The organism is Azospirillum argentinense (assembly GCF_000632475.1).
Classification (GTDB): Bacteria; Pseudomonadota; Alphaproteobacteria; order Azospirillales; family Azospirillaceae; genus Azospirillum; species Azospirillum baldaniorum.
The window spans coordinates 73,361-92,977 of the sequence record NZ_CP007795.1; the positions used below are offsets into that span (position 1 = coordinate 73,361).

The 19,617-nt window shown below is 69.5% G+C and carries 2 protein-coding genes; both read left to right on the plus strand.

Features of this window, described 5'->3' with window-relative positions:
* Positions 1-678: 678 nt before the first annotated feature.
* Complete coding sequence (locus tag ABAZ39_RS22970) at positions 679-2,238, plus strand: ShlB/FhaC/HecB family hemolysin secretion/activation protein (protein ID WP_247881754.1); 1,560 nt, start codon at positions 679-681, stop codon at positions 2,236-2,238.
* A gap of 21 nt (positions 2,239-2,259) precedes the next feature.
* Positions 2,260-19,614 carry a filamentous hemagglutinin N-terminal domain-containing protein gene (locus ABAZ39_RS22975; RefSeq protein WP_040136100.1) on the plus strand — a complete coding sequence of 5,785 codons (17,355 nt, stop codon included), beginning with the start codon at positions 2,260-2,262 and terminating at the stop codon, positions 19,612-19,614.
* Positions 19,615-19,617 lie beyond the last annotated feature (3 nt).

The window sequence follows — 19,617 nt, forward strand, 5'->3', positions numbered from 1 at the left end:
CCGGAGGCTGGTCCGGTGCTGAAGTCGATTGCCGGCGAAGGACCCGATGGTCGTCGCCCGGCCGGCCGCTCGATGCTCCCTCCCATGAACGTCCCTTTCGGCACCCGAGTGTCCAGGCGCCGTCTTCCTATGCATCGAGCAACGAATGGATGTGGAAGGGCGGCGGGGCGTTTGCCGTGACGCGGCTGCCGTCCCATGTCCGGCGTCTCAAGGCGCGCGCCTGTTCCTGCCTCTCATGGCGTCCACGACGACCGGCTTGCGCCGCGCATCAAGGCGCGGGCTTGCGCAAAGATTCCTGCGTCCTCACGGTTCACCTTCCCCGCATCGTCTATGACGAGGATGCGAATGTTACAAATTCCGACAAACTAGGACTAGCACCCACCCCGAAATCGTAAGATAGAAATAGCTACCTCAGATGGAGATCCGACGGGGTCTTCGTTAATCAAAGGTTAGCAACGACCATCGCGCGAAGGTATCGGTCCCATGAACTCATCCACCAAAGCCGCTTCTTCCATTCACGTCCCTAAAGAAGATGTGGAAAAGAGAAAGGCGTCGCGGTGGGCTTGTTTCGCGGCCGGCGCTATTCTTGCGGGTGTGACGGCCCCTGCGCTCGCGCAGCAGCTGCCGGCTCAACTTCCCTCGGGCGCGGAACCGCGTCCGGAGGCGCCGCGGCCGGTGATGCCGCTGCCCTCCGTGCCCGGCGGGGCGGTGACGGTGCCGAAGGCGCCCGCGGCGGAGGCCCCGGCGGGGGCCGAGAACTACCGCCTGACGTTGCGGGAGGTCACCATTGAAGGCGCCACCGCCTACAGCCAGGACAGCCTCAAGGCCGCCTACCAGGACATGCTGGGCCGCGAGGTGTCGGTGGCGGACCTGTTCAAGATCGCCAACGACATCGAGTTCCGCTACCGCAACGACGGCTTCATCACCAGCCGGGTCATCGTCCCCGCCCAGACGATCGAGGACGGCACCTTCCGCCTCCAGGTGGTCGAGGGCTTCGTGTCCGACATCACCTATCCCGACGACATCGGCCCGGCGCTCGCCGCGGTGAAGCGGCTGGTGGAGCCGCTGCGCGGCGTCAAGCCGATCAACGTCGCCGAGGTCGAGCGCCGTCTTCTCCTGGCGAACGACCTCGCCGGCCTGACCGTGCGCGCCAGCCTGGAGCCGTCGCCGGACACGCTCGGCGCCTCGGTGGTGGTGGTGAAGACGGACCGCAAGGTGGTGGACGCCCTGGTGTCGTTCAGCAACCGCAACACGCCCTATCTCGGCACCGCCCAGACGACCGCGACGGCGGCGCTGAACTCCTTCGGGCCGAACGCCGACACGGTGAACCTCAGCGGGCGCGTGTCCTCCCCGGCATCGCGGGCCTGGTCGGTCGGCGCCGGCTACCAGGCGCTGGTGACCGGCGACGGGCTGACCTTCTCCGCCACCGGCTCCTACTCCAAGTCGCGCCCGGGCCTGACGCTGGACCCGCTGGACGTGGAAAGCTGGGTGGCCGCGGGCGTGGGAACGCTCAGCTACCCGGTGATCCGCTCGCGCCTGGAAAACCTGCGCGCCGTCGGCGAATTCGAATACCGCGACGTGAACACCGACATTTCCGGCGACCGCTTCAACCGCGACCGCCTGCGCATCCTGCGCGGCGGTTTCAGCTATGACCGGACGGACGGCTGGGACGGCATCACCGCGGTGCGCGGCCTCGTGCATCAGGGTCTGGACATCCTCGACGCGACGAAGCTCGGCTCGGCCTACGCGTCGCGCGAGCGCGGGCGCAGCGACTTCACCAAGCTCACCGCCGACATCACCCGCGTGCAGCAGTTGCCGGCCAACTTCAGCATCCTGGCGACGGCCACCATGCAGGCCGCGGGCACGCCGCTGCTGGCCAGCGAGCAGATCGCGCTGGGCGGCCCGAGCTACGGACGCGCCTTCGACGAGGGCGAGATCTCCGGCGACAACGGCTGGGCCGGGTCGCTGGAACTGCGCTACACGCCGGTGCTGCCGGACAACAGCTTCGCGCAGGCGGTCCAGGTCTACGGCTTCGTCGATGGCGGCGAGGTGTGGAACCGCTCCAGCCTGGAGCAGAACAGCCGGAATTCGCTGGTCTCCGTGGGCGGCGGCGTGCGCGCCAGCCTCGTGGAACGGCTGTTCGCGACGCTTGAGATCGACAAGCCGCTGACCCGCCGCGTCGCGACCGAGGGCGACAAGGACATGCGGGTCTTCTTCAACATCACTGCGCAATACTGATAGGGCCGGGGGATACAGGACATGGGCAAGGGCAACGTCACCACCACCTCCGGCTTCACCGAGCTTCCCGGCGCGCGCCGCCACCGCCAGACGCTGCGCCAGCGGCTGCTGCTGTCGTCCGCGACGGAGGCGCCCCAGCGTGGTGGCGGCACCCGGCACCAGCGCCGCGCGGCAAAGGCCCGGGGAGGCATCGACTTTGCGCGGCTGGCGCTGCGCAGCGTGATCGGTGTGGCGCTATCCACCCTGTTCGCCGGCGCGGCCTACGCCAACCCGCTGGAAGGCACCGTCACCGCGGGCGCGGCGACCATCCAGTCGGCGACCCCGAAGTCGATGGAGATCCTGCAGTCCACCGACAAGGCCATTATCAACTGGAAGTCCTTCAGCATCGACGCCGGTGAGAAGGTCACCTTCCAGCAGCCCTCGGCCGCCAGCGTCACGCTGAACCGGGTCACCGGCAACGACCCGTCCAAGATCATGGGCAGCCTGTCGGCCAACGGCACGGTCATGCTGGTCAACCCGAACGGCGTGGTGATCGGCGCCGGGGCGAAGGTGGATGTCGGCGGGTTGGTGGCGACCACCGCCAACATCTCCGACGCCAACTTCATGGCGGGCAAGTACCAGTTCGACCAGGCCTCCGCCAAGCCGAACGCCATGGTGGTGAACGAGGGCGACATCACCGTCAAGGACAGCGGTTTGGCCGCCCTGGTGGCCCCGCACGTCCGCAATTCCGGCGTCATCCGCGCGAAGCTGGGCAAGGTCGCGCTGGGCGGTGCCGAGACCTTCACGCTCGACTTCCACGGCGACGGGCTGATCAGCTTCGACGCCAGCTCCGCCGTCAAGACGGTGGCGAAGGACGCGGACGGCAAGCCGGTCGCGGCTCTGGTCGTCAATTCCGGCGAGATCGCCGCCGAGGGCGGCAGCGTCACCCTGTCGGCGCGCGCCGTGAAGGGCGTGATCGACAACGTCATCAACACCGACGGCGTCATCAAGGCCACCTCGGTTGGCAGCGCCAACGGCAAGATCGTCCTGTCGGGCGGCGACAACGGCAAGGTCAACATCGGCGGCACCGTCGATGCCAGCGGGCGCGGGGAGGGGCAGACCGGCGGCACCGTCGTCGCCACCGGCGCCGAGATCGCCGTGAAGAAGAACGCCCGCGTCGACGCCTCCGGCAGCAAGGGCGGCGGCGAGGTCGCCATCGGCAGCAAGACGGGCCGCTCCGGCATTTGGTCGGACAAGGTGACGGTCGAGGCCGGCGCCACCCTGTCCGCCGACGCGGTGAAGTCCGGCAAGGGCGGCAGCGTGACGGTGCTGTCGCAGAAAAGCACGAAACACGCCGGTAAAATCTCCGCCCGCGGCGGTGCCGAGGGCGGCGACGGCGGCTTCGCCGAGGTGTCCAGCCACAAGGACATCACGCTGACCGGCAGCGTCGACCTGACCGCGCCGAAGGGCGCGGCGGGCACCTTCCTGCTCGATCCGGAAAGCCTGCGCATCGTCAGCTCCGCCGGAGGCAGCCAGGACGGCGCCGCGGCGGACGGCACGATCGGCGTCAACGACCCCAACCTGGGCAGCGGCGACGCCGTCAACACGGTATCGAAGCAGGTGCTGGAGAGCATCGCCAGCAACGCCAACATCGTGCTGGAGGCGTCGGGCCTCATCACGGTGGAGACCAGCCTCGATCTCCAGACCACGGCGGGCCACAGCTTCACCCTGCGGTCGCTGACCTCCAGCGGCATCGCCTTCACCGACGCCAGCTACGAGATCCGCACCAACGGCGGCGACATCGTGCTGGAAGCCAACGGCATGGCCAGCAGCCTGACCAACATCGGCAAGCTGACGACCCGCGGCGGCGCGGTGCGGCTGACGGCCACCGACAATGTCCAGCTCGGCAACCTGATCGACACCACGCCGGTCTCGGGAAGCGCCGGGGCGGTCTCCGTCAAGGCCGAGAGCGGGTCGCTGACCGCGTTGGACGCCGGCCGGATCGTCGGCGGCCCGGTCACCCTGACCGCCGGCGGCTCCATCGGCGCCAGCGGTGCGGCGGTGTCGACCAGCAGCAGCCAGCTCTCCCTGGTCACCGGCGGCAACCTGTTCGTCACCAACGACCAGACGCTGACCGACCTTTCCGTCACCAGCACGCACCGGACGGTCGGGGTCGACAGCCAGTTCTTCCTGGCCTCCACGGGCCTGACCTTCACCGCCACCGATTCGGCCGGCGGCACCGCGCTCGACACGATCAGCCAGGTCGGCGGTCTGAACAGCTTCGCCTTCCGCAGCGACCGCAACATCCAGGTCGGCACGGTCAACGCCGGAGCGGGATCCGTCGCGCTGACCAGCACCGCCGGCAACATCACCGGCACGGGCGCGAGCCTGCTGACCGGTGGCGCGCTGACGCTGACCGCCCGTGGCTCCTCGGGCAGCAACGGCGCCATCGGCACATCCTCGCAGGTGCTGAACACCGCCGGCGGCAGCCTGACCGCCACGGCCGGCAGCGGCGGCATCAACCTGTCGAACACCGGTGCGCTGACCCTGGCCAACCTGATCAGCGGCGGCTTTACCACCATCGCGGCCACCGGCAACCTGACGGTCGGCGCGGTGGCCATCGGCAGCAACACGCTGACCCTGACCAGCAGCGGCGGCAGCATCCTGAACGATGCCGACGCCTCGACCACCATCAGCTCCTACAGCCTGGTCCTGAACGCCGCCGGCAGCATCGGCACCAGCGGCACGGCCCTGACCGCCGGCTCCTACAACATCGACGCCACCTCCGGCGCGGGCGGCGTCTTCCTGACGACGTCGGGCTCGGCGGTGCTGGGCTCCATCGTCTCGACCAACGGCGATGTCGCGATCACCACCGGCGGCACGACCACCATCGGGACGATCACCAGCGCCAACGGGACCAGCAGCATCGCCGTCACGGCGAACGGCACGGTGTCCGACATCACCGCGACCACGGTCGATGCCGGGGCCGCCGGCAACGTCACCCTGACGACCGCCAACGGCAGCATCTCCGCCCTGTCCGGCACGATCACCGGCGACAACGTCACCCTCACCGCCGGGGGCAGCACCTCCACCGTGATGGTAAACACCGCGGCGAAGCGGCTGACGGTCACCAACAACGCGGGCAACGTCACGGTCATGCAGACCGGTGCCGTGACCGTGGACAACATCACCTCCACCGGCTCGTCGATCTCGCTCACCGTGAACGGCGGCGCCGCCACGCTGGGGACGATCAAGACGACCGCCGGCGCGATCTCCGTGACGGCGACCGGCGGGGCGATCCTGGGCAAGGACGCCAACAACCGGTTGTCCGCCAACGCCATCAGCCTGAGCACGGACGGCGCCATCGGGAGCTTCGGAACCCATCTGCGCACCTCCACGGGGTCGCTGACGCTGAGCAACGTCGGGGATCTGTATCTCGACAACAGTGGCGTGATCCTGACCGGCCTGTCGATCACGAACCGGCACGTTGGCGGGGCCGCCAACGCGCTGGAACTCACGTCCGAATACTTCAACTTCGTGGTCGGCGACAACGGCACCGCGACCATTCTGGAGGCGGTCGGCAGCCCGAAGCTGTCCACCCTCACTTTCGACAGCGACATCGACCTGATCGTCGGCGATCTCGCCACGGTGGGGACGGGCGGCACAGTCAAGCTGACCTCCACCACCGGCAGCATCCGCGACGATGGCAGCCTGAACACGCGGATCAACGCCGACACCGTGACGCTGAGCGCCGCGGCGGGCAGCGTGGGCGACGCCAACGCTCCGCTGGCGCTCAACGCCACGAAGCTGACGCTGACCACCGGCGGCGACCTGCACGTCACCAACCTGTCCGACATGGCGGAACTGACCGTCACCAGCACGCATGCGGACACGACGGTGGTGAACAGCTACTCGATCACCGCGCCGAACTTCACCTTCGACCTGACCGACGACGCCACCAACGGCTATCTGCTTCGCACGCTGGTCGACACCACCGGTCAGATCTTCTCCTTCAAGGGCGACCGCGACATCCGGCTCGGCCGGGTCGATCTGACTTACAAGAACGGCGTCCTCCCCGACAACGGGACGCCCTCGCCCAGCGAAACCTACAGCATCTTCAACGCCGAGACGACGAACGGCTCCATCCTGGACGACGGGTCGAAGACCACGGTGGTGCTGGCCGGGTCGGTCAACCTGAAGGCCAGCAAGGCGATCGGCAGCGGCTCGGGCACCGAGTATCTGGACATCGTCACCCCGGTTCTCAACGCCAGCGCGGCGGACGGCGGCATCTACATCACCCTGCCGACCTCGACGGGTGTCAACAACCAGAAGAACCTCATCACGCTGGGCAGCCGCTTCTTCAGCGCCGCCAACAACCCCATCGTGGTGACGGCGACCTGGGGGGACATCGCCTTCGGCTCCAACTTCTCGTCCAGCGCCAGCAGCGATATCACGGTCACGGCGACCAACGGCTCGATTCTGAACCCGAACAACGCCACGTTGCGCACGAGTTCCGCCGGTACGGTGACCCTCACCGCCGGGAAGAACATCGGCACGTCCGGAAAGGCGCTGAACGCGGAGGCCGGCACGGTCGTGGCCACCGCCGGCGGTTCGATGTGGCTCGGCCTGGGCACCGGCCCGACCGGGCTGGACAGCCTGACGGCCGGCGGTGACATCACCGTTACGAAGTCCAACGGCGTCATGACCGTCGGGTCGGTCAGCGCCAACAACGGCACCGGAACGGTCACGCTGACGAACACCAGCGGCAGCGTCCAGGACGATTCGGACAGCACGACGCTCATCGCCGCCGGCAAGGTGATCCTGAGCGCCAATGGAAGCGTCGGCGGCACCAACGCGCTGAATCTGGCGACGGCGAACCTGTCGATCACGACGGGCGGGTCCGTCGGCATCACCAGCACGATGGCGCTGACCGACCTGACGCTGACGCGCGGCTCCTACTCCGGCGGCACCATCGGGATCACCACGGTCAACGGGCAGGTCTTCACCCTGTCGGACAGCTCGTCGCAGTCCACGATCCAGACCGTCACCAGCAGCACGGCGCTGAACTTCGCCTTCAATTCGTCGCGCGCGGTCAAGGTCGGCACCGTCAGTGTCGGGTCCGGCGGCAGCGTCGCCATCGTCTCGTCCAACGGTGTCACCAACACCGGCAACGGCAGCAAGATCACCGCCGGCAAGGTGTCGCTGGAGGCGGGGGCCTCCTCCTCCATCGGTGATTCGACCCTCTACGGGGCCATCAACCTCGACACCGGCGACCTGTCCGTGACATCGGGGCGCGACATCTACGTCGACAACAACGGACGCGCCTTCAACAGCTTGGCGATCACCAGCACGAACGCCACCACGGCCACCGCGACCAAGAGCACCTTTTCCATCGGCAGCACCGGTGCCCAGATCTACACGTTGGTTGACAGCGGCACCAAGGTCGCAATCGACGTCGCCAGCGCCCAGAACAGCAACTTCAGCTTCACCGGTAAGAAGAACATCGAGATCAACCAGATCACCGCCGCCGGCGGTGCCGTCAGCCTGACCACGGTGGGCGGCGGGGAGAACTCGACGATTACCATGGCGGGAAGCGGAACCATTACGGCGTCCTCCGTCACCCTGTCTGCCAACGGCTCCGGCACCAACGGCGGTTCCATCGGCACCAGCACGCGGGCGGTGAAGACCTCCGCCGCGTCGCTGACCCTGGTGAGCAACGGTGACCTCTACATCAACAACAGCAACACCGCGCTGACCGCGCTGGACGTCACCGTCACGCACAAGACGTCCACCGCCACGGGGACCTATCAGTTCAACGCCCTCGGCTCCAACCGCAGCTTCACGGTGACGGAGGCCAGCGGCATCCAGACGCTGGCCCTGTCCACGCCGAGCAACGGCAGCATGGACCTGCGCTACAGCGTGGATCGCGGCATCGTGGCCGGCACGATCGACGCCGGCACCAGCTCCACCGGCTCGGTGGCGCTGACCTCCACCGGGGCGGCTTCGGGCGCGTCCGGCGGTCCGTCGATCAACGGGTCGGGCACGATCACGGCGGGCTCGGTCTCCCTGACCGCGACCGGCGGCAACGGCAACGTCGGCGGCACCAACCAGGTGCAGACCAGCACCCAGAAGCTGTCCATCGCGTCGGGCGGCAACGTGACGGTCAGCAACAACACAACCCTGACCGATCTGACGCTGGACTTCCGGCACAACAAGTCCGGCGGCGGCAGCAACAGCTACTCCATCAGCTCGACCGGCCTGACCGCCAGCTTCAGCGATTCGTCGTTGCAGGAAGGCCTGACGGTGACGAACGTCACCCAGAGCGGTCTGAAGCTGAACATCAGCAACGACAAGGCCCTGCGGATCGCCAAGATCGACGTCGGAAACAGCGGCACCGTCGATCTGACCGCCAATTCCGGCAGCTCCAGCATCAGCGCCACGAACAGCAGCGGCGCCGCGGTCACTGCGGGCAGCCTGACGCTGAAGGGGACCAGCGTCGGCCACACCAACAGCGGCTCCTACTTCACTACCCAGGTCGGCACGCTGTCGGCCAATCTGACGGGATCGCTGACGCTCAGCAACACCGGCACCCTGACGCTGAAGGATGTGAAGGCCGGTTCCTCGGCGGACATCAAGGTGACCAACAACGGGTCGCTGCTGCAGTCCGGAACCAAGCCGCTGAGCGCGGACAAGGTGACGCTGACGGTCGAAGGGGGCTCCATCGGGGCGTCCGGCACGCCGCTGCTGACCGAGACGCGGACCCTGGAGGTGATCGCCGGGCGCAACGTCTATCTGACGAACGGCGCCGACCTGCACGCCCTCAGCCTGGATGTCAGGCACGCCTCGACCGGCGCGCAGAACGCCTACGACATCCGGTCGGAAGGGCTGACCTTCGCGCTGACCGACAGCAACACCGGCAGCCAGTACACGCTCGGCAGCGTCGTGGACGCAAGCGGCCTCGACTTCTCGTTCAAGAGCGACAACAGCGTCGCCCTGGGGACGATCAACGGCGGACTCGCCCGCAAGGTGACCATCGAGACCACCGGCACCGGCAAGGACATCTTCAGCAACGGCAGCTCGATGGTGACCGCCGGCACGGTCACCCTCACCGCGACCGGCGGCATCGGTCAGGCGGGATCGTCCGCCAACCACATCGCGACGATGGCCGACACGTTGGTGCTGACGACGGCGACCGACGCCTTCGTGGACAACGGCAAGGACCTGACCGCGCTGTCGCTGACCAGCTCGCGGACGACCGGCGCCGGCACCTATCAGATCACCGCGCCGCAGCTCGTCTTCACCATGACGGACGACGGCGTCACCACCACGCTGAGCGAGCTGACCGACACCACCGGTCTCGCCTTCAAGCTGGACACCCAGCACGCGTTGTCCATCGGCACGCTCAACGCGCAGAACTGGGGCACCGTCGACCTGACCAGCGCAGGCGCCATCACGGGCGCCGCCTCGGCGAACGCGGGCAACCCGGCCAACCGCATCACCGCGGGCACCGCGACCCTGAGCAGCGGCGGCGGCATCGGCTCCTCCAGCAACAAGATCCATCTGTCGGCGTCGTCCGCGACCTTCAACGTGAAGGGCGATCTCTATGTCGAATCCGACACCCGCATCGGCACGCTCAAGATCAAGAGCACCTCGTCCAGCATCAACGACCGCAATTACAGCCTGACCTCGGTCGATACGTCCGGCTCGGCCATCGCGCTGACTGGTGCCGAGAGCAGCACCCAGGCGGTGCTGGCCGCGCTGACTGACCGCAGCGGCGTGCGCTTCACCTTCGACAGCCACCGCAAGCTGGTCGTCGGCGGCCTTGACGTCGGCAAGACCGGCACGATCGCCCTGATCGCCGACGCCGGCATCGTCGGGAACGGCCATTCGGTCCTCAAGATCAACGCCGGCGTCGCGAGCCTGACGTCCTCCTCCAACGTGGTCGGTGCGAACGGGGGTGAATTCATCAGCATCACCACCGGCAACCTGACGGTGAACGCCAACAACGGCGCCGTGATCAACCTGCACGGCTCGACGGTCATCGACTCCATGAGCTTGGCCGGTGCGCTGACCCTGAACAATTCCACCGGCGACATCGCGCTCGGCTCGATCTCGATGTACGGCGCCAACGCGGTCATCAACAACCAGGGCGGCTCGATCCTCAGCGGCACGATCAGCGGCAGCAATCTGGTGAACCTGACGGCGACCGGGTCCATCGGCAACGTCTCCGCCATCTCGACGCAGGCCAACTCCACCAGCACCACGCTGACCGCGAGCGCCGCCGGCAGCATCGCGGTGTCGGAGAGCAAGAGCCTGATCGCCCAGTCGGTGGTGAGCACCGGTGGCGGTGCGATCAAGCTGTCGACCGGCTCCTCGGGGGCCGGCCTCCTGACCGCCGGCACCATCACCACGACCGGGTCGGTGTCGCTGACCAGCGGCGATGGCAGCATCGACGCCAGCAACGGCAATCTGGTGTCCGGCGGCAGCGTCGAGCTGTCCGCGATCAATGGCGGCATCGCCGCCACGGGCTCCACGCTCAACGTCGCGACGACCGATCTGACGATCAAGACGCCCGGCACCTTCAAGGTCGCCGACACGCTCGACCTCGCCAAGCTGACCATCGACCGCACGCCGGGCACGACGGGGGCGTCGACCTCCGGCACGATGAGCCTGACGGCGGCCAACCTGAGCTGGAACGTCACGGACAGCGGCGGCACCACCACCTTCACCACGCTGACCGACAGCACCGGCCTGGACTTTACCTTCAAGGCGCCGGGGGCCATCGCCATCGGCACGGTGAACACGGGCGCTTCCAGCACGGTCAGCCTGACGGCGACGGGCAACAGCGCGACCGCCGGCAACATCACGGCGGTAAACAACAGCTCCACCATCACCGCGGGCTCCCTGAAGCTCGACGCCCAGAAGAAGACCAACGAACAGGGCAACAGCAGCGCCATCGGCAGCAACGCCACGGCGCTGGGCATGAACGTGTCCAGCCTGACCGCCAGCAGTGGCACCGGCGGCCTGTTCGTGAAGAACGCGGCGGGGCTAAACCTTAGCTCCATCACCACGGGCGGCGCCCTGACGGTGATTGCGGCGGCCGGCGACCTGACCGTCTCCAACCTCTCCTACGACAGCAGCAAGGCGCTGACCCTGACGGCGACGGCCGGCCGGATCCTCAACGGCGGCTCCAGCCTGAGCCTCGGCACCGGCAGCGCCACGCTGACGGCGGGGGCCGGCATCGGCACGGCGGACTCGGCGTTCAAGGTCACGACGTCCAGCACCGGGGCGCTGACCACCAACGTCACGGGCGCGGGCGGCCTCTATCTCGACATCGCCGGATCGCTGACGGGCGGGCTGACGGCCGCGGTCAGCAACGGCCCGGTGGTGGTGTCGGGCAGCGGCAACATCACGCTGACCAACGTCGCCATCGCCACCGACGCGGCGGGCAACAGCATCACCGTGACCTCGACCGGCGGGTCCATCACCGCCGGGACGGTGACGGCGGGCGCCAACGACGGCTCGGTCACGCTGAGCGCCACCGGCAACGGCGGCAAGATCCTGGCCGCCAACGGCGGGTCCGCGGTCACCGGCAAGACCGTCGCGCTGAACGGCGCCGGCGGCATCGGCACCTCCTCCGCCCGCGTTGGCGTGGGCGGGGCCCAGGTGCAGGTGAACGGCGGTTCGGGCGACATCTATCTGAGCACGACCGGCGCCACCGCGCTGGCCTACGCCGCGACGACCGGCGGCAAGATCGACGTGCAGGCCGGCGACCGCCTCCAGGTGGTCAGCGCCAGCACCGGCGGTGGGGCGATCACGATCTCCTCCACCGCGGTGGACGCCGACATCATCGCCGGCAGCATCAACGCCGGCACCGGGGCGGTCACCCTCAGCTCCAGCGGCGGCGGCGTCTATGACGACGGCCTTGCCGAGACGCGGATCGTCGGCGGTTCGGCCTCGCTGACCGGCAGCAAGGGCGTCGGCACCTCCAGCCGGTCGGTCCAGACCACCACCGGCAGCCTGACCCTGGCGAGCGCCACCGGCAGCGTCTACCTGACCGACGCCTCCACCGGCGGCGTCACCGTCGCCTCGGCCACCGCCTCCAGCGGCTCGGTCACCATCGAGTCCGCCGGCACGATGACGGTCCAGTCGGTGTCGGCCAACACCACCAATGGAACGGTCGCGCTGACCGCCACCGGCTCCATCCTGGGCAGCGGCAACGGCACTCATGTGACCGGCCATTCGGCCAGCCTGACCGCCAACGGCGGCAGCATCGGCACTGTCACCGACGCCGCCACCGGCGCCGGCACGCCGATCAAGATGAACGTGTCGAGCCTGACCGGCCTGACCGCCACCGGCACCACGCCGGTCATTTCGGTCGACAACATCAACAGCGCCGCCCTGACGCTGACCAGCAACCTCGTCACCCTCGGCGCCGGCGGGTCCGCCTACATCCGCACGGCCGGCAACCTGGACGCCAGCGCCGGCCTGTCGATGACCAGCGGCAACCTGCTGCTGCAGGCCGGCGGGGTGTTGACCCTGCCGACCGCGGCGATCAACCTCGGCATGGGTGCGCTGACCTTGAAGGGCACCACCGACGTGGTGGCCGCGGGGGCCTCGCCGCGGTCGCTGTCGATCACCGCGGGCTCGCTGACCTTCGCCAGCGGCTCCAATGGCGGCGACACCACCCTCAACACCACGGTCGGCACCATCGACGCCAGCCTGACCGGCTCCGGCAAGAACCTGACCGTCAACAACACCGGCACGCTGACGGCGGCGACCCTCGGCGCCAACGGCACCGTCACCGCCACCAGCAGCACCGGCATGACGGCGACCTCGGTGACCGGGGTCGGCACGGTCAGCCTGACCGCGACGACGGGCGACCTGACGGTCGGCACGGTCAACGCCGGTCCGACCGGGACCATCAACCTGTCGGCGGCGGGCGGCAGCCTGCTGACCGGCAACGGCACCAGCCTGACCGGCGGCACGCTGAACCTGACCTCCAACACCGGGATCGGGACCAGCAGCGCCGCCTTCACCAGCACCATCGCCAACATCTCGGCGATGGTGACCGGAACGGGCGGAATCTATCTGGCCGGCACCAGCTTCAACCTGGGCAATCTCGCCACCACCGACGGCGACATCGCCGTCACCGCCAGCGGCGCCATCAGCGACAGCAACGCCACCACCGGAATCAACGCCGGTGGCAGCGGCACCATCTCCCTGATCTCCACGGGGGGTGCGGTGTCCTTGACCAAGGCGGTGTACAGCGTCGGTTCGGACGCCACCCGGGCCAGCGTGACGGTGCAGGGCACCAGCATCGCCCTGGGCAACGTCACCACCACAGGCACGCAGACCTACACCGGCAACACCACCTTGAACGGCACGCTGTCCGGCAAGTCGGTGACCGTCACCGGGAACCTGACCCTGTCCGGCGCCAACCGCATGGTGAGCGCGACCGGCGGCGACCTGTCGGTGACCGGCACGCTGAACGGCGGTGGGTACGGGGCGACCCTGAACGCGGCGCAGGGCGGCGTGACGCTGGGCGGGGCGGCCAGCAACCTGGCCTATCTGACGGTCACCGCGGGGACCATCGGCCTGCGCGCCGTGACGACGACGGGTGCGCAGACCTACACCGGCGCGACCAGCCTCCAGGGCGCCTACGCCACCGGAAACGGCGCCTTCACGGTGACCGGCGCGACGACGCTGGCGGGCGGCACCACGGTGAACTCCGGCAGCGGAAACGTGCTGTTCAGCGGCACGGTGAACGGGGCCAACTCACTCGTGATCACCAGCAGCGGCGCGACGCAGTTCACCGGTACGGTGGGCGGCACGACGGCGTTGACGAGCCTGACCATCGATGCCGGCGGGACGGCCAGCGTGAAGTCGGTTTCGACCACGGGCGGCCAGACCTACAGCGGCACGGTGACGCTGGATGGCACCTACACCACCGACGCGGTCTTCTCGGCCATCGGCGCGGTGACGCTGGGCGGCAATACGACGGTGGACGGCACGTCGAGCGTTGTGTTCATGAGCACGGTGGACGGCGCTTACACCCTGGCGGTCAACAATCAGGGCATGGCGCAGTTCAACGGCGCCGTGGGCGGCACGACGGCGCTGATGAGCCTGACCACGGACGCCGGCGGCTCCAGCAGCCTGAAGTCGGTGACAACCAACGGCGCCCAGACCTACAACGACGCTGTGACGTTGGACGGCACCTACACCACCGGCAGCGGTGCCTTCACTGCCAACGGTGCGGCGACGCTGGCCGGCGGCACGACGGTGAACGGCGGGTCGAGCGTGCTGTTCGCCGGCACGGTGGACGGTGCCTACGCCCTGGCCGTCAACAGCAAGGCCGCGACGCAGTTCACCGGCACGGTGGGCGGCACGACGGCTCTGGCCAGCCTGACGACGGATGCCGGCGGCACCAGCAGCCTGCGCAGCGTCACCACCACCGGGGCGCAGACCTACAACGACGCGGTGACGCTCGACGGCATCTACACGACCACCACCGGGGCCTTCAGCGCCAACGGTGCGACGACGCTGGCCGGCGACACGACGGTGAATGGCGGGTCGAGCGTGCTGTTCGCCGGCACGGTGGACGGCGCCTACGCCTTGGCGGTCAACAACAAGGGCGCCACGCAGTTCACCGGCACGGTGGGCGGCACGACGGCGCTCGCCAGCCTGACCACCGACGCCGACGGTACTAGCAGCCTGAAGTCGGTGACGACGACGGGGGCGCAGACCTACAACGACACGGTCACCCTGGACGGCACCTACACGGGCAGCACGGTCACCGCCAACGCGGCGGCCACGTTGGGCGGGGCGACGACGGTGAACGCCGGGACGGCGACCTTCAACGGCACGGTGAACGGCGCCCAGGCGCTGACCATCGCCGGGACGGGCACGGCGCAGTTCAACGCGGCGGTGGGCGGCACGACGGCTCTGGCCAGCCTGACCACCAACGCCGGTGCCACGGCCAGCTTCCTGAACGTCACCACCACCGGCGCCCAGACCCACAACGCCGCCACGACACTCGACGGCACCTACACGACCACCACCGGTGCCTTCACCGCCAACGGTGCGGTGACGCTGGCCGGCGACACGATGGTCAACGGCGGGTCGAGCGTGCTGTTCGCCGGCACGGTGGACGGCGCCTACGCGCTGGCGGTCAACAACAAGGGCACGACGCAGTTCACCGGCACGGTGGGCGGCACGACGGCTCTGGCCAGCCTGACGACGGATGCCGGGGGCACCAGCAGCCTGCGCAACGTCACCACCACGGGTGCCCAGACCTACAACGACGCGGTCACGCTGAACGGCATCTACACGACCACCACCGGCGCCTTCACCGCCAACGGTGCGACGACGCTGGCCGGTGCGACAACGGTGAATGGCGGGTCGAGCGTGCTGTTCGCCGGCACGGTGGACGGTGCCCAGGCCCTGGTCATCAACAGCGCCGCCGCGACGCAGTTCAACGCGGCGGTGGGCGGCACGACGGCTCTGGCGAGCCTGACGACGGATGCCGGGGGCACCAGCAGCCTGCGCAACGTCACCACCACCGGGGCGCAGACCTACAACGACGCGGTCACTCTGAACGGCACCTACGCCACCACCACCGGTGCCTTCACCGCCAACGGTGCGGCGACGCTGGCCGGCGACACGATGGTGAACGGCGGGTCGAGCGTGCTGTTCGCCGGTGCGGTGGACGGTGCCTACGCCTTGGCGGTCAACAACAAGGGCGCCACGCAGTTCACCGGTACGGTGGGTGGCACGACGGCTCTGGCCAGCCTGACCACCGACGCCGGCGGCACCAGCAGCCTGCGCAACGTCACCACCACCGGGGCGCAGACCTACAACGACGCGGTGACCCTGAACGGCATCTACACGACCACCACCGGCGCCTTCACCGCCAACGGTGCGACGACGCTGGCCGGCGACACGACGGTGAACGGCGGGTCGAGCGTGCTGTTCGCCGGCACGGTGGACGGCGCCTACGCGCTGGCGGTCAACAACAAGAGCACGACGCAGTTCACCGGCACGGTGGGCGGCACGACGGCTCTGGCCAGCCTGACCACGGACGCCACCGGTACCAGCAGCCTGCGCAACGTCACCACCACGGGGGCGCAGACCTACAACGACGCGGTGACCCTGAACGGCACCTACACGGGCAGCACGGTCACCACCAACGCGGCGGCCACGCTGGGCGGGGCGGCGACGGTGAACGCCGGGACGGCGACCTTCAACGGCACGGTGAACGGCGCTCAGGCGCTGACCATCGCCGGGACGGGCACGGCGCAGTTCAACGCGGCGGTCGGCGGCGCGACGGCTCTGGCCAGCCTGACCACCAACGCCGGTGCCACGGCCAGCTTCCTGAACGTCACCACCAGCGGCACTCAGACCCACAACGCAGCCACGACGCTGAGCGGCACTTACAGCTCGACCGACAGCGCGATCACCTTCAACGGTGCGACGACGCTGGCGGGGACCACGGCGGTGAACGCGGGCTACGGCACGATCACCTTCAACGGGACGGTGAACGGCGCCCAGGCGCTGACGGCGACCTCGACCGGGGCGATGGTGTTCAACGCGGCGGTGGGCGGCACGACGGCGCTCGCCAGCCTGACCACCGGCACGGGCTACACCAGCCTGGTCAACGTGACCACGGCGGGGGACCAGAGCTACGGCGGCGAGACCAGCCTGATGGGCACCTACGCCACCGGCAACGGCGCCTTCACCGTCGCCGGCCCGGCGACGCTGGCGGGAACCACCACGGTCGACGCCGGCAGCGGCGTGGTGACCTTCAACGGGACGGTGAACGGCGCCCAGGCGCTGACCGTCAACAGCAGCGGCGCCACGCAGTTCAACGCGGCGGTCGGCAACACCACGGCGCTCGCCAGCCTGACCACCGACGCCGACGGCATCACCAGCCTCACGTCGGTGACGACCAGCGGCGCCCAGACCTACAACGACGCGGTGACCCTGGACGGCGCCTATCAGGCCGGCACGGTCTTCACGGCGGCAAAGGCGGTGACCCTGGGCGGCGACAGCCGGATCACCGGCACCGGCGGGATCGTCCTCGCTTCCACCCTCGACGGCGGGCGGGCGCTGACGCTGACCAGCGGCAGCGGCGACATCCTGCTCGGCGGTGCCGTCGGCGGCAGCAGCCATCTGGGGGCGCTGGCGATCAACGGCGGCGGCACCACCACCATCGCCGACACGGTCAAGGCGGCCTCGCTGGTCACCGACGCCACCGGGATCACCATCCTGAACGGCGGCAGCGTCGACACCACCGGGGCGCAGAGCTACGCCGACGCGGTGACGCTGGGGACCGACACGGTCCTGACCGGCACCCAGGTGGCGCTGTCGGGCGGCATCGACGCGGCGGAGGCGGGCCGTCAGAGCCTGACCATCGCCGGCAACGCCGCGCTCGCCGGCACCCTCGGCACCCGGCAGGCGCTGGCCGCGCTGACGGTCGGTGGCGAGACGCTGCTGACCGGCGCCACGGCGGTCACCAGCGGGGCGCAGACCTACGGCGGCGCAGTCCGTCTGGCCGGCTCCCCGTCGGCCCTGGCCGGCACCGGCGTCACCTTCGCCGGGGCGCTGGACGGCGGGCAGGCCCTGACCGTCACAAGCGGCACCGGCGACGCCGTCTTCGCCGGCACGGTCGGCGGAACGGAGCGGCTGGGCGATCTGACGGTCTACAGCGCCGGCCAGACCCGCTTCGCCCAGTCGGTTCGCGCGGCCTCGGTCGTCACCGACGCGGCGGGCACGCTGGCCCTGAACGGCGGTTCCGTCGACACCACTGGGACCCAGACCTACGGGGAACGGGCGGTGCTGGGGACCGACACCCTCCTGACCGGCCGCACCGTCGTGCTGGTCGGCGGGTTGGACGCCGCCACCCGCGGCGGCCAGGGGCTGACCATCGCCGGCGACGCCGTCGTCAACGGCTTGGTCGGCGGCACGCAGGCGCTGAGCCGCCTGTCGGTGACCGGCACCGCCACCCTGAATGGCGGCGCGGTGACCACCGTCGCGGAGCAGAGCTTCGGCGGCGCGGTGACGCTGGGGGTCGACACCGTCCTGACGGGCGGGACCGTCTCCCTGCTGAACGGCGGCAACGCCGCCAACGCCGGGGTGCAGGGGCTGACGGTCGACGGCGACGCCGTCCTGGCCGGGGTCTTCGGCGAAACCGGCGCCCTGCGGCAGATCGCCGTCAGCGGCGGCACCCGCCTGGACGGCGCGTCCGTCACCACCACCGGGGTGCAGCGCTTCGGCGGGGCCCTGACGGTGACCGGCGCCAGCGCGCTGACCAGCACCGGCGGCGACCTCGTGTTCGGCGGGGCCGTCGACAGCGTCAACCGTTCCGCGCTGTCGCTGAACGGCGCGTCCATCCGGGCGGCGGGAGACATCGGCGCGTCGGGCCTGATGGGCGACGTCACGGTCCGGACCTCGGGCGGCGTCTTCTACGACGGCGCGGTAACCGTGCGCTCGCTGACCCAGACGGCCGGCGGCGAGAGCCGCTTCGCCAAGACGCTGACCGCGACCGGGTCGGACGGCCTCCGCCTGACCGGCGCCGGCTTCACCTTCGGTGCGGCGGTGAACAGCGCCGGCTCGCTGGCCTTGGTCACGACGGACGGGGCCGGCATGGTGACCTTTGGTCGCGATGCCACGGTTGTCACGGAGGGAGGCTTTACCCAATCCGGTGGATCGGGCATTGTTCTGCCCACCAGCATTACGGCCAAGACCGGCCCGATCACGCTGGGTGCCGTGGCGTCCTTGCCGGACGGCCAGGCGTCCATCGCGGCGGGCGGCCCCATCACCATGGCGGGGCTCCAGGGCAAGGCCACCATGCTGACCATGGCGTCCGACGGCGGGGCGCTGCTCATCGGACAGGAGACCGGGACCGCCTTGCAGAAGATCGACGTGCTGAGCCTCACCGTTCCCAAGGCCGGTTCCGCCCGGATGTTCGGCACCGTGGCCGGCAGGACGGATGCGTTGGCCGCCAGCGCGATCGACAGCCCGCTGCGGGCCGCCCCGTACTTCATCAACAACACCCCCTGGGGTCCGACGCAGCAGGTCAGCCGGGTCGCCGCCACCGTGGTGGTGGTGGTCCCGGTTCCCAGCACCCCGGGCGTCGCCAGCCTGTTCACCGGCACGATGACCCGCGCCGGCCTTACGCCGAACGCTCTGGCCGCCTATGCCGCGCCGCAGGTTCTCACCCTGGCCGGCACGACCCCGTCGCTGACCGGTGTGGGGGCGCAGCCGGAGGTTCTGTCCACGGGCGCCGGAACCAACCCGTCCACCACCCGCGCCGGCGCGCAGCCGGAGGTCCTGACCACCGGCCCCGCGCCGTCCGCCACCGGCAACCAGCAAACGGAGGAGGAGGAGGCGCGCTGAGGC